The sequence below is a fragment of the Mycolicibacterium tusciae genome (genome assembly GCF_002086795.1).
GTDB classification, from domain to species: Bacteria; Actinomycetota; Actinomycetes; order Mycobacteriales; family Mycobacteriaceae; genus Mycobacterium; species Mycobacterium tusciae.
This window is the reverse complement of the sequence record NZ_MVIM01000004.1, coordinates 283,659-306,143: the sequence shown is the minus strand read 5'-3', so window position 1 is coordinate 306,143 and position 22,485 is coordinate 283,659. Positions and strand designations below refer to the sequence as shown.

The following is a 22,485-nucleotide window of genomic DNA, read 5'->3' as shown; positions in this document are numbered from 1 at the left end:
CTTTATAGATGCCCGACAATCGGTACGTTCCGCCGAAGTCCACGGTCGAGGTGCTCGAAACAGTGCCGGACGTGGTGCTGCGGCGGCTGAAGCAGTACTCGGGCCGACTGGCCACCGAGGCAGTGCGCGCCCTCGAGCAACGGCTGCCGTTCTTCGCCGATCTCGAGGCCTCGCAGCGGGCCAGCGTGCAGTTGGTCGTGCAGGCCGCGGTGGTCAACTTCGTCGAGTGGATGCGAAATCCGCAGAGCAATGTCGGCTACACCGCCGAGGCGTTCGAGGTCGTCCCACAGGATCTCCGTCGCAAGATCGCGCTCCGGCAGTCGGTCGAGATGGTTCGCGTCACCATGGAGTACTGCGAGGAGGTGGTGCCGCTCTTGGCCCGCTCCGACGAACAGTTGACCGCGCTGACGGCCGGAATTCTGCGCTACAGCCGGGATCTCGCGTTCGCCGCCGCCACCGTCTACGCCGACCAGGCCGAAGCGCGCGGCGCGTGGGACACCCGGATGGAGGCCAATGTCATCGACGCGGTCGTACGCGGCGACACCGGACCGGAGTTGCAGTCGCAGGCCGCGGCATTGAAATGGGACGCGACCGCCCCGGCCACCGTGATCGTCGGTCTGCCACATCCGGACCGGAACGACTTCGTCGGGGACGACGTGCACGATGTCGCCGGCCGCCACGGCCGCGCCGCGCTGTCCGACGTGCACGGCACCTGGCTGGTCGCGATCGTGTCGGGCGGACTGTCCGCGACCGACCGCTTTCTCACCGACCTGATGAAGGTCTTCGCCGACGGCCCCGTGGTGATCGGCCCGACCGCCACCACATTGGCAGCCGCGCATCGCAGCGCCACCGAGGCGATCGCCGGTATGAACGCCGTCGCCGGCTGGACCGGCGCACCGCGACCGGTCGCGGCCCGCGAGCTACTGCCCGAACGAGCACTGCTGGGCGACATCTCCGCGGTCGCCGCGCTGGAAGCTGAGGTCATGCGGCCCTTGGCAGACGCGGGTCCGGCGCTGGCCGAGACCCTCGACGCTTATCTGGACTCGGGCGGCGCCATCGAGGCGTGCGCGCGCAAATTGTTCGTTCATCCAAATACCGTGCGCTACCGGCTCAAACGGATCGCGGACTTCACGGGTCGCGATCCGACGGTCCCGCGGGACGCCTATGTCCTGCGGGTCGCGTCCAGCCTCGGCCGACTGAGTCGGCAAACGCACGTAGCCAGCACGCGAAACGCCGCCGCTAGCCAGGTGACAGAGGTCACTTCGTCGGCCTAGGTCAAGATCACGGGTGCTAATAAGGTCGCGGACCGGTATCGATAGCGTCGCATCACATGCGCTTTTGTGGAGTACCTACAAAAACCTAAGACGAGGTTCATAATCTCTTACACCGCGCAAATGCGGTTTCACAGTGTTCTCTTAGAGAGTGCTTGCGTTGCTTGCGCCCGGACAGGGCTCTCAAACTCCCGGCATGCTCGCCCCGTGGCTCGAGCTGTCGGGTGCCGCTGACCGCGTCGCAGCGTGGTCGGCGATCGTCGGCTTGGACCTCGCGACGCTGGGAACCACCGCCACCGCTGAGGAAATCACCGATACCGCCGTCACGCAGCCACTGGTCGTGGCGGCCACCCTGCTCGCCCACGAGGAACTGACCCGGCGCGGTCTCCTGGACGGCAAGCAGACCGTGGTCGCAGGCCACTCGGTCGGTGAGATCGCGGCATACGCGATCGCAGGCGTGATCTCCGCGGACGACGCAGTCAAGCTGGCCGCGACCCGCGGCGCCGAAATGGCCAAGGCCTGTGCACTGGAGCCCACCGGGATGGCTGCGGTGCTCGGCGGTGACGAGGCCGAGGTGCTGGCCCGTCTTGAGGCGCTCGATCTGGTGCCCGCCAACCGTAACGCGGCCGGTCAGATCGTGGCCGCGGGCAGCATCGCGGCCCTGGACAAGCTCGCCGAGGATCCGCCGGAGAAGGCGCGGGTGCGCAAGCTCGCGACCGCAGGCGCGTTCCACACGCACTTCATGTCGACCGCCGCCGAGGGGTACGCGGCCGCCGCCGAGGGTGTAACAACGTCCGAGCCGACAACGACGCTCTTGTCGAACGCCGATGGTCAAGCAGTTGCCTCGGCAGCGGACGCGATGGCCAAGTTGGTCGGTCAAATGACCAAGCCGGTGCGTTGGGATCTATGCACCGAGACCATGCGTCAACAGAATGTGACGGCGCTCGTCGAGTTCCCGCCTGCCGGGGCCCTGACGGGGATTGCCAAACGCGAACTTCGGGGGGTACCGACGCACGCCGTCAAGTCCCCCGCTGACCTGGACGGGCTCGCCGAGCTCTGAAAGGGAATGCTTTCCGGTCCGTCGGAAGCAACAACCACATACCAACACCAGTTGGCAGTAACAACCAATTAGAAGGAGCCACCGTGGCAACCACCCAGGACGAAATCATCGCCGGCATCGCCGAGATCATCGAAGAGGTCACCGGTATCGAGCCCTCCGAGGTCACCCCGGAGAAGTCCTTCGTCGACGACCTGGACATCGACTCGCTGTCGATGGTTGAGATCGCCGTTCAGACCGAGGACAAGTACGGCGTGAAGATCCCCGACGAGGACCTCGCGGGCCTGCGCACCGTCGGTGACGTCGTTGCCTACATCCAGAAGCTCGAGGAAGAGAACCCTGAGGCTGCTGCCGCCATCCGCGCACAGATGTCGGACAACAAGTGACCAAACCTTCCACTGCAAACGGCGGTTTCCCCAGTGTTGTGGTCACCGCCGTCACTGCGACGACGTCCATCGCACCGGACATCGAGAGCACGTGGAAGGGCTTGCTGGCCGGAGAAAGCGGCATCCACGTACTCGAGGACGACTTCGTCACCAAGTGGGACCTGCCCGTGCGTATCGGCGGGCACCTCAAGGAGCCCCTCGACCCACTGATGACGCGGTTGGAATTGCGCCGCATGTCGTATGTCCAGCGCATGGCCAAGTACCTGGGCAACCAGCTGTGGGAAACCGCCGGTAGCCCGGAGGTCGACCCCGATCGTTTCTCGGTCGTCATCGGCACAGGGCTCGGTGGCGGCGAGAAGATCGTCGAGACCTATGACGCGATGAACGAGGGCGGCCCCCGCAAGGTGTCGCCGCTCGCCGTTCAGATGATCATGCCCAACGGTGCCGCTGCGGTGGTCGGGCTTGAACTCGGCGCGCGCGCCGGCGTCATCACCCCCGTCTCGGCCTGTTCGTCGGGCTCGGAAGGCATCGCGCACGCATGGCGCCAGATCGTCATGGGCGACGCCGACATCGCCGTCTGCGGCGGTGTCGAGGGTGGCATCGAGGCGCTGCCCATCGCGGCGTTCTCGATGATGCGCGCCATGTCGACGAACAACGACAACCCCGAAGGGGCGTCGCGGCCGTTCGACAAGAACCGCGACGGATTCGTCTTCGGTGAGGCCGGGGCACTCATGGTCATCGAGACCGAGGAGCACGCCAAGGCTCGCGGCGCCAAGCCGCTGGCCCGCTTGCTCGGTGCGGGTATTTCGTCGGACGCGTATCACATGGTGGCACCGGATCCGAACGGTGAGCGAGCCGGACACGCGATGAAGCGTGCGATGCAGCAGGCTGGGTTGTCTCCCAAGGACATCCAGCACGTCAACGCCCACGCCACGGCCACGCCGATCGGCGATACCGCCGAGGCCAACGCGATCCGGGTGGCCGGCGTCGAGCACGCAGCAGTGTATGCGCCGAAGTCAGCGCTCGGGCACTCCATCGGAGCGGTCGGGGCCCTGGAGTCGATCTTGACGGTGCTCACGCTGCGCGATGGCGTGATCCCACCGACACTGAATTACGAGACCCCAGACCCCGAGATCGATCTCGATGTCGTCGCGGGCGAGCCACGATATGGCGACTACCAGTACGCCATCAACAACTCGTTCGGCTTCGGTGGACACAATGTCGCCCTGGCGTTTGGGCGTTACTGAGTTACGGAAGGAACTCCCAGAGCAGTAATGGCAGCGTTGGCTACGGGGAATGGCTTCCCCAACGTAGTCGTCACCGGCTTTGCGATGACGACCGCTTTGGCGACCGATGCGGACACCACCTGGCAACGGCTGCTGGACGGGCAGAGTGGCATTCGGCTGCTCGACGATCCGTTCGTCGAGCAGTACAACCTGCCGGTCCGTATCGGCGGACATCTGCTGGAGGACTTCGAAGAGGAATTGACGCGGGTCGAACTGCGGCGGCTGTCGTACCTGCAGCGGATGTCCACGGTGCTGAGCAGACGGGCGTGGGACCACGCCGGGTCACCGGACGTCGATCCGCGGCGCCTGATGGTGTCGATCGGCACCGGCATGGGCTCGACCGAGGAGTTGCTCTACGCCTACGAAGCGCTGCGCTCGAAGGGCCTTCGGGCGGTGTCACCGCTTGCCGTCCAGATGTACATGCCCAACGCGGCCGCCGCCGCAGTCGGGCTTGAGCGCAAGGCCAAGGCCGGGGTCAGCACGCCGATCTCGGCCTGCGCCTCGGGTTCTGAAGGCATTGCGCAGGCGTGGCGACAGATCGTGCTCGGCGAAGCCGACGTGGCGATCTGTGGTGGCGTCGAAACCAAGATCGAAGCGGTGCCGATTGCCGGCTTCGCACAGATGCGCATCGTGTTGTCCACCACCAATGACGATCCGGCGGGAGCTTGTCGCCCATTTGACAGGGACCGCAACGGTTTCGTCTTCGGCGAAGGTGCCGGGTTGATGGTGATCGAGACCGAGGAACACGCCAGGGCTCGCGGTGCCACCATCCACGCACGGCTGATGGGCGCCAGTATCACGTCTGACGGGTTCCACATTGTCGCGCCCGACCCCAACGGTGAGCAGGCAGGTCACGCGATGACGCGGGCCATCCAGCTTGCGGGCCTGTCCCCCACGGACATCGACCACATCAATGCGCACGCCACCGGCACCTCGGTGGGCGACGTGGCCGAAGGAAAGGCCATCGACAATGCCTTGGGCGCTCACAAGGCTGCGGTCTACGCCCCGAAGGGGGCGCTGGGCCACTCGGTCGGCGCAGTCGGCGCCGTCGAATCCATCCTCACCGTGTTGGCGTTGAAGAACGGGGTCATCCCGCCGACGCTCAACCTGAAGAACCTGGATCCGGAGATCGACCTCGATGTCGTTGCCGGCTCGCCGCGACCCGGCAACTATCAATACGCGATCAACAATTCGTTCGGATTCGGTGGGCACAACGTCGCGCTCGCGTTCGGCAAGTACTGACGTCCCGCCGACAACCTCGGCGCTACAGGAGGATTGATGACCATCATGGCCCCAGAGGCCGTAGGCGAATCGCTCGACCCACGCGATCCGCTGTTGCGCCTGAGTACGTTTTTCGACGACAACACCGTCGAGTTGCTGCACGAGCGGGACCGCTCCGGCGTGCTGGCCGCGGCCGGAACCGTCAACGGCGTGCGCACGATCGCGTTCTGCACCGACGGCACCGTCATGGGCGGCGCCATGGGTGTGGAGGGTTGTGCGCACATCGTCAACGCGTACGACACCGCCATCGAGGAACAGAGCCCGATTGTCGGCATCTGGCACTCGGGCGGCGCACGATTGGCCGAAGGCGTAAAAGCGCTGCACGCAGTCGGTTTGGTCTTTGAGGCCATGATCCGCGCCTCCGGGTACGTGCCGCAGATCTCGGTGGTGGTCGGCTTCGCTGCGGGCGGCGCCGCGTACGGACCGGCACTGACTGACGTCATCGTGATGGCGCCGGACAGCAAGGTTTTCGTCACCGGTCCCGATGTGGTCCGCAGCGTCACCGGTGAGGACGTCGACATGGTGTCGCTCGGCGGCCCCGATGCCCACCACAAGAAGTCCGGCGTGTGCCACATCGTCGCCAACGACGAGGTCGACGCTTACGAGCGTGGCCGTCGTCTGGTCGGATTGTTCTGCCAGCAGGGCCATTTCGACCGCACCAAGGCCGAGGCGGGCGACAGCGACCTGCACGCGCTGCTGCCGGAGTCCGCGCGCCGAGCCTATGACGTGCATCCGCTCGTCGAGGCCCTGCTGGACGAGGGTGTGCCGTTCGAAGAGTTCCAGGGCAAGTGGGCGCCGTCCATTGTCGTGGGCCTGGGCCGGTTGGCCGGGCGCACCGTCGGTGTGATCGCCAACAATCCGCTGCGTCTCGGTGGCTGCCTGAACTCCGAAAGTGCCGAGAAGTCAGCACGTTTCGTGCGCCTATGCGACGCCTTCGGCATCCCGCTCGTCGTGATCGTCGACGTGCCCGGCTACCTGCCCGGTGTGGACCAGGAGTGGGGTGGCGTCGTGCGTCGTGGCGCGAAGCTGCTGCACGCGTTCGGCGAGTCCTCGGTTCCGCGTGTCACGCTGGTCACCCGCAAGATCTACGGCGGTGCCTACATTGCGATGAACTCGCGGTCGCTGAACGCCACCAAGGTGTTCGCGTGGCCTGACGCCGAGGTCGCCGTGATGGGCGCCAAGGCCGCGGTCGGCATCCTGCACAAGAAGAAGCTGGCCGCAGCGTCGGATGACGAGCGCGAGGCATTGCACGAGGAGCTGGCCGCCGAGCATGAGCGGATCGCCGGTGGCGTGGATTCGGCCATCGAGATCGGCGTGGTCGACGAGAAGATCGATCCGTCGCACACTCGCAGCAGGCTGACGCAGGCGCTGGCCGAGGCGCCCGCGCGCCGCGGTCGCCATAAGAACATCCCGCTGTAATTGGTGAATTCGGCGCGCATACGCACCGCGGTGGTTCATCAGCGCGCCGAATTCACGAATTCCTCGGCCACCTCGACGACCCTGACGCGGTCCGCGGCGACCAAACCGATGCGAGTGCGACGGTCCACGATGTCGTCGGCGGTCAGCGCGCCCTCATGCGTCACGGCGTATTCGAATTCCGCGCGAATGACGTCGATCCCGTCGGCGACCGGCTCCGTGGGTCGTTCGCAGCTCGCGGCGGCGATCACATTCGGCGCTTCCGCACCGTAGCGCGCGACCAACGAGCCGGGCAGTTCAGCCGGCGAACGCAGTGTCGCAACGGGATTCGATGGTGCACCCACCAGGGGTAGGTTTCGGGTGCGGCAATCGGAGGCCGTCAGCCTCCGCGCAGCGACCGCCCGATCCAGCACGTCTTCTGCCATGTACCGGTATTCGGTCAGTTTGCCACCGATGACACTGAGCACACCGGACGGCGATTCGACGATCCGGTGCTCGCGCGATACGTCGGCCGTCCGCGCTTGGCCCTTCTTCGTGCTCCTCTCGTCCGCGCCTAGGTCGATCAACGGCCGCAGCCCGGCATACGCGCCGATCACATCGCCGGCGCTGAGCGCGACATCCAATGCGGTGTTGACCGTGTCCAACAGGAACTTCGTCTCCTCGGCCGTGGGCTCCGGCACGTCGGGTATCGGACCGGGCGCATCTTCGTCGGTGAGCCCCAGGTACACGCGACCCAGCTGTTCGGGCATCGCGAATACGAAGCGGTTGATCTCGCCGGGTATCGGGATCGTCAGGGCGGCAACCGGATTCCCGAACGTCTCGGCATCGAACACGAGATGCGTTCCGCGACTGGGACGCACGCGAACCGAGGGGTCCACCTCCCCCGCCCATACACCGGTGGCGTTGATGACCGCGCGGGCCGACACCTGAAACGACTCCCCGGAACGCTGATCGGTCAACGTCACCGAGGTACCTGTCGCATCGGCTGCCGCGACGCGCGTGAGGATCGTGGCGCCGTGCTGGGCGGCCGTGCGGGCCACCGCGGTGACCAGGCGTGCGTCATCGATCAGCTGCCCGTCGTACGCGAGCAGGGCGCCGTCGAGGCCGGCGCGACGCACCGTCGGCGCGAGTTCGACGGCCCGGCTCGGGTCGATCCTCCGCGACCGCGGCAGCGTCGACGACGGTGTGCCCGCGAGCTTGCGCAGCCCGTCGCCGGCCACGAATCCGAACCGCACGAGTGCACGCGACGCAGTGTTCATCGACGGCAGCAGCGGGACCAACTGCGGCATGGCCTTGACGAGGTGAGGGGCGTTGCGCGTCATCAGGATTCCGCGTTCGACCGCACTGCGTCGCGCGATGCCGACATTGCCGGTCGCCAGATACCGCAGACCGCCGTGGACCAGCTTGCTGCTCCACCGGCTGGTGCCGAACGCCAGGTCGTGCTTCTCGACCAGTGCGACGCTCAGCCCGCGCGTCGCGGCGTCCAGCGCGATGCCGACACCGGTGATACCGCCGCCGATCACGACGACGTCGATCGTGCCGCCGTCGGCCAGCGCCGCGAGTTCGGACGTGCGGCGGGCCTCGTTGAGTGCCGTTGAGGTGGTCACGGTTTCAGGTATCCGTTCAGTGAGTGGGCAAGCTCGGTGGCGAGGGCGTCGGCATCGAGGATCGGCGCGACGATCTGGCCGGACTGGATCGCCGACTGGGTGATCAGCAGGCACATCGCTCCGAGTTGACGGGGATCGCCGGGACGCACGCTGCCCTCTTCCTGCGCGAGCTTGATATCGGCGGCGACGGCGTCGAGCAGGACCTGCTGGCTGGTGCCCAAGCGCTCAGCGATGTAGATCATCGCCAGATCGGGGGCGCTGCGCAGCACCGACATGACCACGTCGTCGCGACGCAGCAGTTCGGCAACCGTCACGATGCGCTCGACCAGTGGTCGGCGGCCGACCTGTCGGCTCGGCACGGCGTCGAGCACGCCGATGACCCGCGACGTCAGCAGCGCCGCCAGCACCGACCGCGTGTCGGGCCAGCGCCGATAGACCGTGGGCCTGCTGACACCGGCGCGGCGAGCGATTTCGGCCAGCGTCACTCGGTCCACCCCGAAGGCCAGCACGCACTCGGCCGCCGCAGTGAGGATGCGGTCTCCGATCGTCTGCGGCGAATCGTTACTGATTGACAGCATGTGTAATACTGTAACGCATGATGCGTCCGGATGACCAACAGACCGCACTGCTGCCCCCGATGAAGTGGAACGCCTGGGGTGATCCTGCTGCGGCCAAACCGCTGTCCGACGGGATAAAAACCCTGCTGAAGCAGGCGCTCGGCGTCGACGGTGCCGCTACGCCTGATCTCGAGGCCGAGGACGTCACCCTTCGCCCGTCCGCCCTGTCCGACGCCGACCGTGACGGGCTCACCGCCATCGTGGGCGCCGACTACTGCCGTGTCGACGACCGCGGCCGACTCCTTCGGGCCGGCGGCAAGTCCACCCTGGACCTCTTGCGACGCAAGGACTCCGGTGTGCAGGACGCACCCGACGCCGTGCTACTGCCCCAGCGTGACGACGAGATCGCCGCGATCCTGCGGTACTGCTCCGAGCACGGGATCGCGATCGTCCCGTTCGGCGGTGGAACGAGTGTGGTCGGCGGCCTCGACCCGATCCGCGGCAACTTCAGCGCGGTCATCTCGCTGGATCTGCGCCGCCTGACCGAACTGCATTCGCTCGACGAGGTCTCCGGCGAAGCCGAACTCGGCGCCGGGCTGACCGGGCCCGAGGCCGAACGCCTGCTCGGCGAACGCGGCTTCTCCCTCGGCCACTTTCCGCAGAGTTTCCAGTACGCGACCATCGGCGGATTCGCCGCCACCCGGTCGTCGGGCCAGGACTCGGCGGGTTACGGCCGCTTCAACGATATGGTGCGTGGGCTGCGCACGGTGACCCCGGCGGGCGTGCTCGACCTCGGCCGTGCCCCCGAGTCGGCCGCCGGTCCTGACCTGCGCCAGTTGATGATCGGTTCGGAGGGCGTGTTCGGGATCATCACCCGCGTGCGGGTGAAGGTGCACCCGGTGCCCGCGGCGACGACCTACGAGGCGTGGTCGTTCCCGGACTTCGCGACCGGAGCCGACGCGCTGCGCGCCGTCGTGCAGACCGGTGCCGGGCCGACCGTCATCCGATTGTCCGACGAGGCCGAGACCGGGGTGAACCTGGCCACCACCGAGAGCATCGGCGAACAGCAGATCACCGGCGGCTGCCTGGCGATCACCGCTTTCGAGGGCACCGCAGCCCACGTCGAGAGTCGCCATGCCGAAACACGCGCAGTGTTGCAGGCCGCCGGCGGCACGTCGCTGGGCGAAGGTCCGGCCCGCGCCTGGGAACACGGCCGGTTCAACGCGCCCTACCTTCGCGACTCGTTGCTATCGGCCGGCGCCTTGTGCGAGACGCTGGAGACCGCGACCAATTGGTCGAACGTGCCCGCGCTCAAGGCGGCGGTCACCGAAGCACTGACGAAATCTCTCGGCGAATCGGGTACACCGGCACTGGTGCTGTGCCACATTTCGCATGTGTATCCGACGGGAGCCTCGTTGTACTTCACTGTCGTCGCCGGGCAGCGCGGCAATCCGATCGAGCAGTGGCACAAGGCGAAAACGGCGGCGTCGGAGGCGATGATGCGCACCGGCGCCACCATCACCCACCACCACGCCGTCGGTGCCGATCACCGTCCGTGGATGCGCGACGAGGTCGGCGACCTCGGCGTCACGGTGCTGAAGGCCGTCAAGGCCACGCTGGACCCGGCGGGAATCCTCAACCCCGGCAAGCTGATTCCGTGACAGAGCTCGGCCGCGTCACGATGCTGACGAATCCGGCATCGGGGCACGGCAGTGCCCCGCACGCCGCCGAACGCGCCGTCACGCGGTTGCACAAGCGCGGCATCGACGTCGTCGCCATCGCGGGCACCGACGCCGAGCACGCGAGACGACTCGTCGAGGGTGCACTCGAACGCGGGATGGATGCGCTGGTCGTCGTCGGCGGTGACGGCATCGTGTCGCTTGCGCTGCAGGTGCTTGCGCAGACCGACATCCCGCTGGCCATCATCCCGTCGGGCACCGGCAACGACCATGCCCGTGAATTCGGCATTCCGGCAAAGGATCCCGAGGCCGCGGCCGACGTCATCGTCGACGGTGTCGCCAAGACCGTCGACCTGGGTCGCATCACGAGCATCGACGGCGCCCAGAAGTGGTTCGGCACTGTGATGGCCGCCGGCTTCGACTCGCTGGTGACCGACAGGACCAACCGGATGAAGTGGCCGCACGGCCGCATGCGCTACAACGTCGCGATGGTCGCCGAGTTGTCCAAATTGCGGCTGCTGCCGTTCAGCCTGACGTTCGACGGGCGCGAACTGGACACCGAATTGACGCTGGCCGCCTTCGGCAACACCAAGAGCTACGGCGGAGGCATGCTGATCTGCCCGAAGGCCGACCCCACCGACGGACTGCTGGACGTCACGATGGTGTCATCGGCGTCGCGCACGAAGCTGATCCGCTTGTTCCCCACCGTATTCAAGGGCACGCACATCGACCTCGACGAGGTCCGCACCGAGCGTGCCCGCACCATCACCGTCGACTCGCCGGGCATCAACGCCTACGCCGATGGCGAGTACGCCTGTCCGCTTCCCGTCGAGGTGTCGGCGGTGCCGGGCGCGCTGAAGATCCTGACGCCGGCCCCGTAGCGACTACCGCAGCGGACAGTAGACCGCGAGGCTGATCCCGACGAACTGGTTCGCCTGACCCGGGTCCAGGCCGAACTCGCTGGAGATCCGCGATGCGATCAGATCGCGGGCCAGGCCGCTGGTAGAGGAATCGCAGGCCAGGTTGCCCGCCGTGATGACAGCGGGTCCCGATATCGGCAACCCGAGCCCGTCGAGGGCGCCGAACAGCGCGTCGGTCGCCGGTGATGCCGATGCGGTTGCAGCGGCGAGCAGTGCGCCGGCGGCGAAGGTCGCTGCGGTGAGTACGCGGATCGTGAACATTGTCGCCTCCTGGGGAGATGACGACAGTCTCAGCGATCTCGAAGTCGAAGGTGCAACTACTGCGAAATTTGCCGGTGAATTTTCGCGGCGCGTCAACGCCGCGCACACGCGGTTAGCCGACTCCCCGGGTCAGCCAGCTGACCTCGGCGGCGTCGCCGCCGTCACGATAGGGCTCGAGCGCCTCGTCCCACGCGGTGCCGAGCACCGAATCGAGTTCGGCCGCCAGCATGTCGGCCCCCGATTGCATCAACGTCCGCAGCCGCATCTCGCCGACCATCACGTCGCCGTTGGCGCTCATCGCGCCGCTCCACATGCCCAGTTGCGGGGTGTGGCACCAGCGATGACCGTCGACGCCGGCGCTGGGGTCCTCGGTGACTTCAAAGCGCAACACCGACCAGGACCGCAGCGCGCTCGCCAGGGCCGCCCCGGTGCCCACCGGCCCGATCCAGTTGGTGACGGCGCGCAACTGCCCGGGCATCGCGGGCTGGGGCGTCCACTTCAGGTTTGCTCTCGCCGAGAGAGTCGACGACAGCGCCCACTCGACATGAGGGGCTACCGCCGCGGGAGAAGCATGGATGTACACCACGCCAGTCGCCGCGTCGGCGAATTGGTTCGCTGCACGCATTTGCTGCTCCTTCGGCTCCACGAGGGACGTCTTCCCCAAGCGACCTGGCGGTTCCGAATTATCTGCAAATGTGTGTGTCGTGCGTGTCTATTGTGCCCTGTGAGGCGCCTGTTGCGCTAGTCTGCGCCGAATTCTCTCAGGATGGCATCAGATAGCGCGGGCCAGCGCGGATAGGCCCAGTCGCCGAAATCGCGGTCCGTGAGCACCACGAGCGCCAGGTCAGCCTGCGGGTCCACCCATAAGAACGTCCCTGACTGGCCGAAATGCCCGTAAGTGGCGCCCGAGTTCGCCGAACCTGTCCAGTGCGGCGACTTGTCGTCCCTGATCTCGAAGCCCAGACCCCAGTCGTTGGGACGCTGCGTCCCGAAACCGGGCAGCACCCCCGACACTCCGGGAAACTGCACCTGGGTGGCCTCGGTGTGCATCTGTTCGGACACGGTTGAGGGGCGCAGCAGGTCGCCGGCGAAGGCGACGAGGTCAGCGACGGTCGAGGTGGCTCCGAATCCGGCCGCCTCGGCACCGCCCGCCAGCGTCGTGTCCGACAGGCCGAGCGGCTCGCATACCGCCTCGGTCAGGTACTGCCCGAACTCGATGCCCGCCGCCCGTTGGATCGTCTCGGCGAGCACCCCGAATCCGTAGTTCGAGTACACCCGGCGTTTGCCGGGCTCGGCCATCAGATCCGCCGAGTGCATCGAGAACCCGGACGTGTGGGCCAGCAGGTGGCGCACCGTGGAGCCCGGTGGACCGGCTTCGGTGTCGAGGTCGACGGCGCCCTCCTCGACCGCGATCTGCGCGGCCCGGGCCACCAGCGTCTTGGTCACCGACGCCAACTTGAAGCGCTGCCGGACGTCGCCGTGCTGAGCCAGGATTCCGGATGGTCCGACCACCGCGGCTGCGGCGGTCGGGACCGGCCACTCTTCGATCGCATCAAGCGCTGCCACATCAGCAGCCTATTGGGCGCTCCACGCCTCGCAGATGGCCGCCACATGGCGCGCGTCGGTGCCGCAGCAGCCGCCGAGCACCGTCACCGCGGGTAAGCGATCCCGCAGGGCGGCGTGCCGCGCCCCGAGGTCGTCGGGGTCGCCCTCGTCGAGCTCGGTGGACTCGTCGAGTTCAGCGTGACTCTTCGACGACGCGTTCGAGCGCAGACCGACGAGCCGCGACCGCCACGCCCCGTCGCGGCCAAGCGCATCCGCGAAATGCGTCGGATGCGCACAGTTGACCATGAAATACGCTGCACCGCTGTCTGTTTCGGCATCAACCTGCTCGATCGCCTCGTGCAACGGCTGACCCGTCGGCAGCCGGCCATCGGTCTCGACGGTGAACGAGACCGCCGCGGGAATGCCCGCCGCGGCAGCGGCCCGCACCACACCGATTCCCTCTGCGGCGTTGGTCATCGTGATCGCGGTGACCTGGTCGGCGGTCGTATCGGCGAACGTCGCGATCTGGACCGCGTGATACCGCTCGGCATCCTCGGCCGTCATCGCGTCGCGCGGGTCATAGCCGTCGCCGCGCGGGCCCACGCAGCCGCTCACCACCGCGGTGAGACCCTCGGCCGTCGCGGCCGCACGGACCTCCTCGGCGAGTTCCACCGCCGAACGGTTCACCGCGTCGAGCCGCTCGGGCGAGTACCCGAGCTGTGCAGCCCAGTCGGGATTGGCGCGCCACGTTGGTGTTTCGACGACGAAGCCGGCGCCATGCCTGCGCGCGATCGCCAGGTACCCGTCGTAGTAGCGCCGCAGCCGGTCCCGGGTGTCCGGACTGTCGAGCAAGGGGAACGCCGCGAAGGCAGGCAGGTCGATGCCGTCATGGAAGACGAGTTCGGTCTCGAGTCCACCGTCGGTCACGAACATGCCGCCACCCAGCTGAGGAAGACTCCCGCGCCGGCTCATGATTTGCGCGCGATGTAGTAGTAGTTGAACGCGTCGGACTCGATCTCGCGGACCGTGACGTCGCCGAAGCCGGCATCGGCGAGCATCGACGTCGCCAGTTGCCGGCCCCAACAGGTGCCCAAGCCATCTCCGCCCAGACCCAGCGAAACGCTCATGCAGTGCATCGTCGACACCGTGTAGAGGTACGTCGCCAACGGCACGCCGACATTGTCCTCCAACTGAGTCGACGCCTTGATGTCGACCATCAACAACACGCCGCCCGGCCGCAGTGCGGAATAGATGTTCTGGAGCACCCGCGCGGGGTGGGCCTGGTCGTGAATCGCGTCGAAAACGGTGATGACGTCATAGGTTTCGCTCATATCGAGCGCGGCCACATCCATGGCGGAGAACGTCGCGTTGGGAAGGCTCAGCCGTTGGGCTTCGGCCCGGCCGACAGCGAGGCCTTCGTCGGAGAAGTCGATCCCCGTGAAGCGACTTGCCGGAAACGCCTGTGCCATGACATTGATCGCGTGGCCACTGCCACAGCCGATGTCGGCCACGTCGGCGCCGGCGCGCAGCCGCTCGGGCAGGCCGTCGACCATCGGCAGGATGACCTCGACGAGTGCGGCGTCGAACACCTCACCACTCTCCTCGGCCATCAGCTTGTGGAAGCGGGGGTAGTCGCCGTACGACAAACCACCGCCGTTGTGGAAGCAATCGACGACCTTCTGTTCCACCTCGCCGAGCATGGGTATGAACTGCGCGACGCGGGCCAGATTGTCCGGACCCGCCGCCCGCGTCAGCACCGCCGCGCGGTGCCGCGGGAGGGTGTAGGTCTGCGTGGCCGGGTTGAATTCGACGACGCGGCCGGACACCACCCCACCCAGCCATTCCCGCACATAGCGTTCGTTGAGCCCGGCGGCGTCGGCGATCTGCGCGCTGGTGGCCGGTGGTAGTTCGGCCAGCGTGTCGAACAGTTTGGTCTGGTGCCCGATCGACAGCAGGATCGCCAGGCTGGCGCTGTCGATGGCACCGGCGATACGGCCGGCAAATTCTTCTGTGGTGTCGGTGAATTGCTGTTCTTCGATGGCGGTCATCGTGCTCCTTGAGAGGTAGTCGAGTGGTCACGTGAAGTAAACGCCTGGCGCGCACCGCCCGCATCGGCCAAACCATGCATTTCTTCGGCCACCCGTGTGGTGCATCCGATGCAGTCACTCATTGCAGGATGTCGTTGTCGTATGCCCACGCCACCGCGGCCGTGCGCGAGGAGACGTCGAGTTTGGCGTAGATGTTGGCCAGATGACGGCCGACCGTCTTCTCACTGATGCAGATCTGCTCGGCGACCTGTTTGTTGGTCGCGCCCCCGGCGATTCGTTGCAGGATCTCGATTTCGCGTTTGGTCAGACCCCGGGGTGTGCTGGTGACGCAGATCTGGGCCGACTCGACTCCCAGCTGGGCGTAGATGTTCTCGGCGGTCGCCGAGTCCGCGGCGGCCAGCTGCTCGTCGCCGAGGCCCTTGTGCGCGACGGCCATCCACTCGTAAATCTGCGCGGTTTCGTACCGAGATTGCTGAGTTCGATACTCGCGCAGCGCCGCTTCGAGCAAGCGCAGTGCGCTCGCGTGCTGCCCCTGCTGTGTCAACAGCGCGCCGCGGGCATGTGCCGCCCACGCCCGGAACCCGGGGGTGGCAAACACTTCGGCGCCGGATTCGAGTTCGGCGCAGTATCTTTCGCCTTCGTCGAGGCTGCCACGTGCCAGCGCGACTTCGACCGACGCGCGCAACAGTCGCATGCGGCCCGGCCGGTCGGCTCCGGCAAGCGCCAGCCGCAAATCGGTCCACGCGGTTTCGCGGTCACCCACCCGGCAACGCAGCAACGCCTCACCGGGTTGCGGCTCCACGCCAAGGGCCCGGGCGCGCGCAAAGGCCGCGAACGCACCATCGGCATCGCCGCGCAGCCGCCGCACCTCCCCCAGTTGGAAGTAACCCTCACCGGCGGCCCAGGTGTTGACCTCCTCCAGCGCCCGGCTGGCATCGACAAGCCTGTCCTCGAGCTGCCGGTAGTCCTCGGTGGCAGCCGACAGCTGCAACCGATGCACATCGCAGACCCCGCCGTAGTTCGACGACGCCGCAAAGTCGTTGCACCAGCGCTCCATTGATTGGGTCCATGCCCTCATCCGCGGCAGGTCGGCTAGCCGATGACATTGGTTGAGGACGACGCAGTAGATGTCGCCCGCCCAATCGATGGGCACCTGGTCGGCAAGGATCGGCAGCATTGCCTCGTCGATCAGTCCGTACGCGTCGGCCACTCGGGCCTCGCTGATCGCGGTCAGCGCCTCGGCGACCCGGCACAGTGCGTTGAGCGCGGGCATGTCGAGCCGCTGAGAGACTTCTCGTAGCTTCTGCACCCGCGCGGCGAGCGCGTCGGCGTCGCCCATCACCACGAGCGCCTCGAGATATGCCAGGTAGCCGTCGGTGGGCCCCTCGGGGGCGCCGACGAGCAGTCGGCGTGCCCGGTTCATCCAGCCCTGCGCGATGACGAAGTCCCCGCGGGTGAACCACGCCAGGCCGAGTTCGACGGCTTTCATCGCCGCCGACGGCGGGTCGGTGCGCGACAACTGTCCGAAGACACGTTCGGCGATGCGCAGGGACTCCTTGCCGCGGCCCAGCTGCCAGGCCGCCGTGGCCATCGCGTCGAGGTCGTCGGTAGCCAGTGGCGTGTCCTCGCCTGCCCGCGAGAATGCCGAGTAGGAGGCATGCCAGTCTCGGCGGACGTGCGCGGTGCGCGCCGTCAGCAGCAGGTCGCCGTGAGTGCCTACGCCGTTATCCATGTCAGTGAAGTACAACGGTATATCCGGTAGGAGAAGTTCAAATGCCCCTTCGGGCATGAATTAATTGAGGACGTTATGTTGTCCCCATGACTCAGACGGTGCGGGGCGTGATTTCGCGTGAGAAGGGTGAGCCGGTCGAGGTGGTAGAGGTGGTCATCCCCGATCCGGGTGCCGGTGAGGTGGTGGTCGACATCATCGCTTGCGGGGTGTGCCACACCGATCTGACGTATCGCGAGGGCGGGATCAACGACGAGTTCCCCTTCCTGCTGGGTCATGAGGCGGCAGGCACGGTGGAGTCGGTCGGCGCGGGTGTGACGAATGTCCAGGCCGGCGACTTCGTGATCCTGAACTGGCGTGCGGTGTGTGGACAGTGCCGGGCGTGCAAGCGCGGTCGCCCACATTTGTGCTTTGACACATTCAACGCCGAGCAGCCGATGACACTGACCGACGGCACCCCGTTGACGCCCGCGCTGGGCATCGGCGCCTTCGCCGACAAGACGTTGGTGCACGAGGGCCAGTGCACGAAGGTAGATCCGGCCGCCGATCCCGCGGTCGCAGGCCTGTTGGGGTGCGGGGTGATGGCCGGTATCGGCGCGGCGATCAACACCGGCGCGGTCAACCGTGACGACACCGTGGCCGTTATCGGCTGCGGCGGTGTCGGTGATGCCGCGATCGCCGGGGCCGCCCTGGTCGGGGCGCGGCGGATCATCGCGGTGGACACCGACAACAAGAAGCTGGACTGGGCGCGCGGGTTCGGGGCCACGCACACCATCAACGCCAAGGAGCTCGACCCGGTGGCGACGATTCAGGATTTGACCGACGGCTTCGGCGCGGACGTGGTGATCGACGCGGTCGGTCGGCCCGAAACGTGGAAGCAGGCGTTCTATGCCCGCGATCTGGCCGGAACCGTTGTGCTCGTTGGTGTTCCGACACCGGACATGACGTTGGAGATGCCGCTGATCGACTTCTTCTCCCGCGGCGGTTCACTGAAGTCGTCGTGGTATGGCGACTGCCTGCCCGAGCGTGACTTCCCCACGCTGATAAGCCTCTACCTGCAGGGCAGGCTGCCGTTGGAGAAGTTCGTCTCCGAACGCATCGGCTTAGAAGATATCGAGTCGGCATTCCATCGCATGCACGCCGGCGAGGTTTTGCGCTCGGTGGTGATCCTGTGAGCGACAACATCTCCCGCGTCGTCACCCACGGCACCTTCGAACTCGACGGCGGATCCTGGGAAGTCGACAACAACATCTGGCTCGTCGGCGACGACAACGACGTCATCGTCTTCGACGCCGCCCACGACGCCGGCCCGATCGTGATGGCCGTCGGCGGCCGCAACGTGGTGGCAGTCGTGTGCACCCACGGGCACAACGACCACGTCACCGTCGCCCCTGAGCTGTCGGATGCGCTCGACGCGCCGGTGCTTCTGCATCCGGCCGACGACGTGCTGTGGCGAATGACTCACCCCGAGAGGGATTTCCGCACCGTCAGCGACGGCGAGACGCTCGCTGTCGGCGGCATCGAGCTGCACGCGCTGCACACTCCGGGACACTCGCCGGGCTCGGTCTGTTGGCATGCGCCCGCGTTGAACGCGGTCTTCAGCGGCGACACCCTGTTCCAGGGCGGCCCGGGGGCCACCGGACGGTCGTACTCGGACTTCCCCACGATCCTCTCGTCGATCTCGGGCCGCCTCGGCAAGCTGCCCGACGACACCGTCGTCTACACCGGACACGGCGACACCACCACCATCGGTGACGAGCTGGTGAATTACGACGACTGGGTCAAGCGCGGCAGCTGAGTAATCCCCGCGGCGATCAGTCCCCGTTGAGGATGCGGCGCTTCTCGGCCGCGTACTCGTCTTCGGTCAGCGCCCCGGAATCCCTCAGCGCAGCCAAATGCCGGATCTGTTCCAGCCGCACACCCTGATCGGTGGGCGTACTGGCCGCGGGGGGTGACCCGGCGCTCCACGTGGGCGTATCGGCCGACAGCTCATGGTGTTGCAGAAGTCGCGCCTTCTTGGCCGCACGCGACGACCACAGCAACGAGACGACGAGCACCAGCAGACCGAGGCCGAAGAGACCGCCGAACACGAACAGCAGCCAGCCGCGGGAGTCGTCATGTCCGAATGCCAGCCTCGGCGCGATGTAACCGTCGACGGATCCCTCTGCCTCGACCTCGTAGGTACCTGCTTGCGGAATGTGCACTGTCCAGATTCGCACTCGTACGTCGCTGTTGACCGAGGTTGTCCCGCCGACGTTTTCGGTGACCGTCGGTTCCGGGCGTCCCTCGGTCGGGGTAATACCGAAACTCAGGTCGGGGATCGGAAATCCGCTCGTCGGCCTGCCTGTCGTCACCGTATGGAAACTGACGGTCATCTCGCCCGCGGGGAGCTCCAGGGTGGTCGACCCGGGGATCGGCAATTCCCCGTAGGCGTCGTACTCATCGAGGACGAAGGTGTTCAGTACGAGCGTCGCGACGAAGCCCACAACCGACACGACCAACGTGAGAACAGAAACCACGATCGCGATCCGCGGCGCGCGCTTCATGGCCGAAAGTGTGTCACGACTTCGGCCGTATGTCTGTCACGCCTCCGTCTGTGCCGCCGCGCCGATCAGCCATGTCTGCAGACCCAATCGCAGTCCATCGCTGAATCGCTGACCTGGATCGGGAAGTCCGATCTCTGCGATGGCGGCGCGCACTGGTTCGGTGGGCACCGAGAACGGATACGCCCCCGCCGTCAACATCAGCGATCCCTCGGCGAAGAACGCGGTGAACTCTTCAGGTAGCCAGGGCAGATGGCGGTGGACGAGGGCCGCCAACGCCGCGATCCGCCCCATCGCGCGCGCCTTGAAGTCACGGGCGAAGTGATGCGAGATGTTGCGTTCCAGCACCGAGGCCATCGACCCGAGAAGCTCGCCGAGCAGCGGGCGCGCCATCACCGAGTCCGCGACGACGGTCGCAACCCGGATCTCGTTGGCGTAGCCCGATTTTCTGGTACGTGGTCGCCCCAGCCGATCCTCGATGTCACCGAGCCACATCGTGAATTCCTCGTCGAGCACCTCGAGGAAGATCGCCTCGCGGCTGTCGAAATATCTCAGTACGTTCGACTTGGCCAGTCCGACCCGATCCGAGAGTTCCCGCAAGCTGATGTCGCCGACGGTCTTCTCGGCAAGCATGTCGCGCGCGACGTTCATGATCGCCATCCGCCGGGCCGCCATCTGCTCCGGTCGGCGAGCGCGCTGAAAGGACGTCACAAAACGACAACGTTATCAGACCATCGGGCTCTTGTTATCAGACCGATGGTCCGTTACTGTTCGGTTATTCATCCGACGCAGAGGAGAAACTCATGGTCCGTGTGCGCACAGTGACGGTCCCCGATCAGTCCGGAAAGCTCGCGGTCGTCACCGGCGCCAACTCCGGGCTGGGGCTTGGCATCGCGACCCGGCTGGCCGCCGCGGGCGCCGACGTCGTCATGGCGATCCGCAACCGCGCCAAGGGCGAGGCCGCGATCGAGCAGATCCGCGCGACGGTCCCCGACGCCAAGCTGTCCATCAAGGCGCTCGACCTGTCCTCGCTAGCCAGCGTCAAGGCGCTGGGCGACGAACTGAACGCCGAGGGGCGACCGATCGACCTCCTGATCAACAACGCAGGCATCATGCAGCCACCGCAGCGGGAAACCACCGCCGACGGATTCGAATTGCAGTTCGGCTGTAACCATTTGGGCCACTTCGCGCTCACCGGGCATCTGCTGCCGCTGCTGCGGGCCGCCGAGAACCCGCGGGTGCACTCGTTGAGCAGCTCCGCAGCGCGCTTCGGCGGCATCCGGTTCGACGATCTGCAGTGGGAGAAGCGATACAACGCCACCCAGGCGTACGCGCAGTCCAAGTCCGCGAACCTGATGTTCGCGATCGAGTTGGACCGCAGGAGTCGCCACGGCGGGTGGAACATCATGTCCAACGCGTCGCATCCCGGCTTGTGCAAGACCAACCTCCAGCTGAGCGGCCCCTCCCACGGTCAGGCCAACCCGACGCTGCTGGAACGCTTCTACCGCGTCAGCCGGTCGGCGATGCCGTTCATGTGGCAGGAGATCGACGAGGGAATTCTGCCCAGCTTGTACGGCGCGACCGCCCCCGAGGCGCAGGGTGGCGCGTTCTACGGACCGCGGGGCATCCTCGAACTCGCCGGCGGCGGCGTCACCGACGCCAAGATCCTTCCCCGCGCCAGTGACGAGGCCGACGGACGCAGATTGTGGGAGATCTCGGAGCGACTGACTTCGGTGACCTATCCCGCGTAAGGGGACTACGGTCGTGGGTACGCCAGCTACCCGCTGCCAACACGTCCCGGAGGTCGCGATGCCTGAGTCAAGCATCGTCGTGCGGCCTGAACCGATGGAAAGCGGTACCTACACGGCCAGTTCCCGACTGCAGGCCGCCGGGCTGCCTGCGGCGATGGCGATATTCGAGAAGGCGGCCGACGCGGTACCGCTGCCCAAGCAACCAGGGCCGATCGTCGTCGCCGACTACGGCGCAGCCAACGGCCACAACTCTCTTCTGCCCATGTGTGCGGCTATCGCTGTGCTGCGCAAGCGAACCCGACACGACCATTCGATCCTGGTCGTCCACACCGACCTGCCGGACAACGACTTCACGGCATTGTTCAAGACGCTCAGCGACGACCCGGACAGTTACCTGCGAAAAGATGCGGCGACATTCGCCTCAGCCGTGGGTCGCTCCTTTTACGCGCAGATCCTCCCGTCCAACAGCGTCAACCTGGGCTGGAGTTCGTGGGCGATCCAATGGCTCAGCCGCGTGCCCGCGCCGGTCCCCGACCACATCCACGTCGCCTACAGCAGCGACGAGCGCGTCAAAGCCGAGTATGCGCGTCAGGCCGCGCACGACTGGCACGAGTTCGTCGCGTTCCGTGGCCGAGAGTTGGCGCCTGGTGGACGGATAGTGGTGATGACGCCGGGTATCGATGAGTCCGGTGACTTCGGGTACCACCCCCTCCTCGACAGCATGTACGACGCGGTGGCCGAACTCACCGCGGCCGGAATGATCACCGAGGACGAGAAACAGCGGATGGTCCTGCCGATCGCCGGACGCAGCGCTGCCGACTTCCGCGCGTGCTTTGCGCCTTCCGGACGGTTCGAGAATCTCGAGATCGAGCAACTCGACCTTTTCGACGCCGAAGACCGTTTCTTCAAGCAGTACCAAATCGACAAGGACGCCAAGGCTTTCGGTGCTCAGTGGGGGGCGTTCTGCCGTGCCGCGGCGTTCCCGACGTTCGCGACCGCGCTCGAAGGAGGCCACGCCGACCCACGCAAGACGGAGTTCTTCGATCGGCTCGAGGCCGGGGTGGTCAGTCGGCTGGCGGCGTCGCCGGAGCAGACGCAGATTCCGATGGCGCATGTGGTGCTGGTCAAGCGGCAATCCAAGACGTAGC

General features: G+C 66.6%; 22 protein-coding genes. 12 read left to right on the top strand and 10 right to left on the bottom strand.

Features of this window, described 5'->3' with window-relative positions; genetic code table 11:
• The first annotated feature begins 8 nt into the window (after positions 1–8).
• The 6 genes from BST47_RS10020 (at position 9) to BST47_RS09995 (ending at position 6,700) form a co-directional block, all read left to right on the top strand.
• The gene (locus BST47_RS10020) at positions 9–1,274 is read left to right on the top strand and encodes a PucR family transcriptional regulator (RefSeq protein ID WP_083125370.1); all 1,266 of its coding nucleotides are present in this window, start codon (positions 9–11) and stop codon (positions 1,272–1,274) included.
• A 148-nt stretch (positions 1,275–1,422) separates the two neighbouring features.
• The gene (locus tag BST47_RS10015; protein WP_083125369.1) at positions 1,423–2,331 is read left to right on the top strand and encodes an ACP S-malonyltransferase; all 909 of its coding nucleotides are present in this window, start codon (positions 1,423–1,425) and stop codon (positions 2,329–2,331) included.
• Positions 2,332–2,414: 83 nt separating this feature from the next.
• Positions 2,415–2,714: a meromycolate extension acyl carrier protein AcpM gene (gene acpM, locus BST47_RS10010; protein ID WP_083125368.1), complete on the top strand. Its 300-nt coding sequence runs from the start codon at positions 2,415–2,417 to the stop codon at positions 2,712–2,714.
• The gene (kasA, locus tag BST47_RS10005; RefSeq protein ID WP_083125367.1) at positions 2,711–3,961 is read left to right on the top strand and encodes a 3-oxoacyl-ACP synthase KasA; all 1,251 of its coding nucleotides are present in this window, start codon (positions 2,711–2,713) and stop codon (positions 3,959–3,961) included. Before acpM ends, kasA begins: the two co-directional genes overlap by 4 nt.
• Before the next feature lie 27 nt (positions 3,962–3,988).
• A complete protein-coding gene (gene kasB / locus BST47_RS10000; protein WP_083125366.1) occupies positions 3,989–5,242 on the top strand; it encodes a 3-oxoacyl-ACP synthase KasB in 1,254 nt (417 codons plus the stop codon).
• A 36-nt stretch (positions 5,243–5,278) separates the two neighbouring features.
• A complete protein-coding gene (locus BST47_RS09995) occupies positions 5,279–6,700 on the top strand; it encodes an acyl-CoA carboxylase subunit beta (RefSeq protein WP_083125365.1) in 1,422 nt (473 codons plus the stop codon).
• Positions 6,701–6,738: 38 nt separating this feature from the next.
• Here the strand turns inward: BST47_RS09995 and BST47_RS09990 are convergent, their stop codons facing one another.
• Together BST47_RS09990 and BST47_RS09985 are read right to left on the bottom strand one after the other, a co-directional pair.
• Positions 6,739–8,304, bottom strand: a complete 1,566-nt coding sequence (locus BST47_RS09990) for a glycerol-3-phosphate dehydrogenase/oxidase (protein ID WP_083125364.1) — start codon at positions 8,302–8,304, stop codon at positions 6,739–6,741.
• Positions 8,301–8,882, bottom strand: coding sequence for a TetR/AcrR family transcriptional regulator (locus tag BST47_RS09985; RefSeq protein ID WP_083125363.1), 582 nt, complete (start codon positions 8,880–8,882; stop codon positions 8,301–8,303). The genes BST47_RS09990 and BST47_RS09985 overlap by 4 nt, the downstream gene beginning before the upstream one ends.
• Positions 8,883–8,941: 59 nt before the next feature.
• Between BST47_RS09985 and BST47_RS09980 the strand changes: the two genes are divergently transcribed.
• A complete protein-coding gene (locus BST47_RS09980) occupies positions 8,942–10,522 on the top strand; it encodes an FAD-binding oxidoreductase (RefSeq protein ID WP_207568584.1) in 1,581 nt (526 codons plus the stop codon).
• A gap of 20 nt (positions 10,523–10,542) precedes the next feature.
• A complete protein-coding gene (locus tag BST47_RS09975; RefSeq protein WP_234809653.1) occupies positions 10,543–11,421 on the top strand; it encodes a diacylglycerol kinase in 879 nt (292 codons plus the stop codon).
• 3 nt (positions 11,422–11,424) lie between these two features.
• Here BST47_RS09975 and BST47_RS09970 read toward each other — a convergent pair whose 3' ends face one another.
• The 6 genes from BST47_RS09970 to BST47_RS09945 all read right to left on the bottom strand — a co-directional run bounded on the left by BST47_RS09970 (position 11,425) and on the right by BST47_RS09945 (position 17,046).
• Positions 11,425–11,721 (bottom strand): DUF732 domain-containing protein, encoded by a 297-nt coding sequence (locus tag BST47_RS09970; protein WP_083125360.1) that lies wholly within the window; start codon positions 11,719–11,721, stop codon positions 11,425–11,427.
• Positions 11,722–11,833: 112 nt separating this feature from the next.
• Complete coding sequence (locus tag BST47_RS09965) at positions 11,834–12,346, bottom strand: DUF3145 domain-containing protein (RefSeq protein WP_083125533.1); 513 nt, start codon at positions 12,344–12,346, stop codon at positions 11,834–11,836.
• A gap of 116 nt (positions 12,347–12,462) precedes the next feature.
• The gene (locus tag BST47_RS09960; protein ID WP_083125359.1) at positions 12,463–13,287 is read right to left on the bottom strand and encodes a serine hydrolase domain-containing protein; all 825 of its coding nucleotides are present in this window, start codon (positions 13,285–13,287) and stop codon (positions 12,463–12,465) included.
• A gap of 9 nt (positions 13,288–13,296) precedes the next feature.
• Positions 13,297–14,199 carry a homocysteine S-methyltransferase family protein gene (locus BST47_RS09955; RefSeq protein WP_234809639.1) on the bottom strand — a complete coding sequence of 301 codons (903 nt, stop codon included), beginning with the start codon at positions 14,197–14,199 and terminating at the stop codon, positions 13,297–13,299.
• A gap of 35 nt (positions 14,200–14,234) precedes the next feature.
• Positions 14,235–15,314, bottom strand: coding sequence for a class I SAM-dependent methyltransferase (locus BST47_RS09950; RefSeq protein ID WP_083125357.1), 1,080 nt, complete (start codon positions 15,312–15,314; stop codon positions 14,235–14,237).
• 118 nt (positions 15,315–15,432) lie between these two features.
• A complete protein-coding gene (locus BST47_RS09945) occupies positions 15,433–17,046 on the bottom strand; it encodes a LuxR family transcriptional regulator (RefSeq protein ID WP_083125356.1) in 1,614 nt (537 codons plus the stop codon).
• Between the two features lie 86 nt (positions 17,047–17,132).
• Here BST47_RS09945 and BST47_RS09940 point away from each other — a divergent pair, with 86 nt between their 5' ends.
• Together BST47_RS09940 and BST47_RS09935 are read left to right on the top strand one after the other, a co-directional pair.
• Positions 17,133–18,218 (top strand): S-(hydroxymethyl)mycothiol dehydrogenase, encoded by a 1,086-nt coding sequence (locus BST47_RS09940; protein ID WP_083125355.1) that lies wholly within the window; start codon positions 17,133–17,135, stop codon positions 18,216–18,218.
• Positions 18,215–18,841 (top strand): MBL fold metallo-hydrolase, encoded by a 627-nt coding sequence (locus tag BST47_RS09935; protein WP_083125354.1) that lies wholly within the window; start codon positions 18,215–18,217, stop codon positions 18,839–18,841. Before BST47_RS09940 ends, BST47_RS09935 begins: the two co-directional genes overlap by 4 nt.
• 16 nt (positions 18,842–18,857) lie before the next feature.
• Here the strand turns inward: BST47_RS09935 and BST47_RS09930 are convergent, their stop codons facing one another.
• Together BST47_RS09930 and BST47_RS09925 are read right to left on the bottom strand one after the other, a co-directional pair.
• Positions 18,858–19,589 carry an SHOCT domain-containing protein gene (locus BST47_RS09930; protein WP_083125353.1) on the bottom strand — a complete coding sequence of 244 codons (732 nt, stop codon included), beginning with the start codon at positions 19,587–19,589 and terminating at the stop codon, positions 18,858–18,860.
• 36 nt (positions 19,590–19,625) lie between these two features.
• Positions 19,626–20,297, bottom strand: coding sequence for a TetR/AcrR family transcriptional regulator (locus BST47_RS09925; RefSeq protein WP_234809638.1), 672 nt, complete (start codon positions 20,295–20,297; stop codon positions 19,626–19,628).
• Between the two features lie 92 nt (positions 20,298–20,389).
• Here BST47_RS09925 and BST47_RS09920 point away from each other — a divergent pair, with 92 nt between their 5' ends.
• Complete coding sequence (locus BST47_RS09920; protein WP_083125351.1) at positions 20,390–21,337, top strand: SDR family oxidoreductase; 948 nt, start codon at positions 20,390–20,392, stop codon at positions 21,335–21,337.
• Between the two features lie 58 nt (positions 21,338–21,395).
• Positions 21,396–22,484, top strand: coding sequence for a class I SAM-dependent methyltransferase (locus BST47_RS09915; protein ID WP_083125350.1), 1,089 nt, complete (start codon positions 21,396–21,398; stop codon positions 22,482–22,484).
• The last annotated feature ends 1 nt before the right edge of the window (position 22,485 follow it).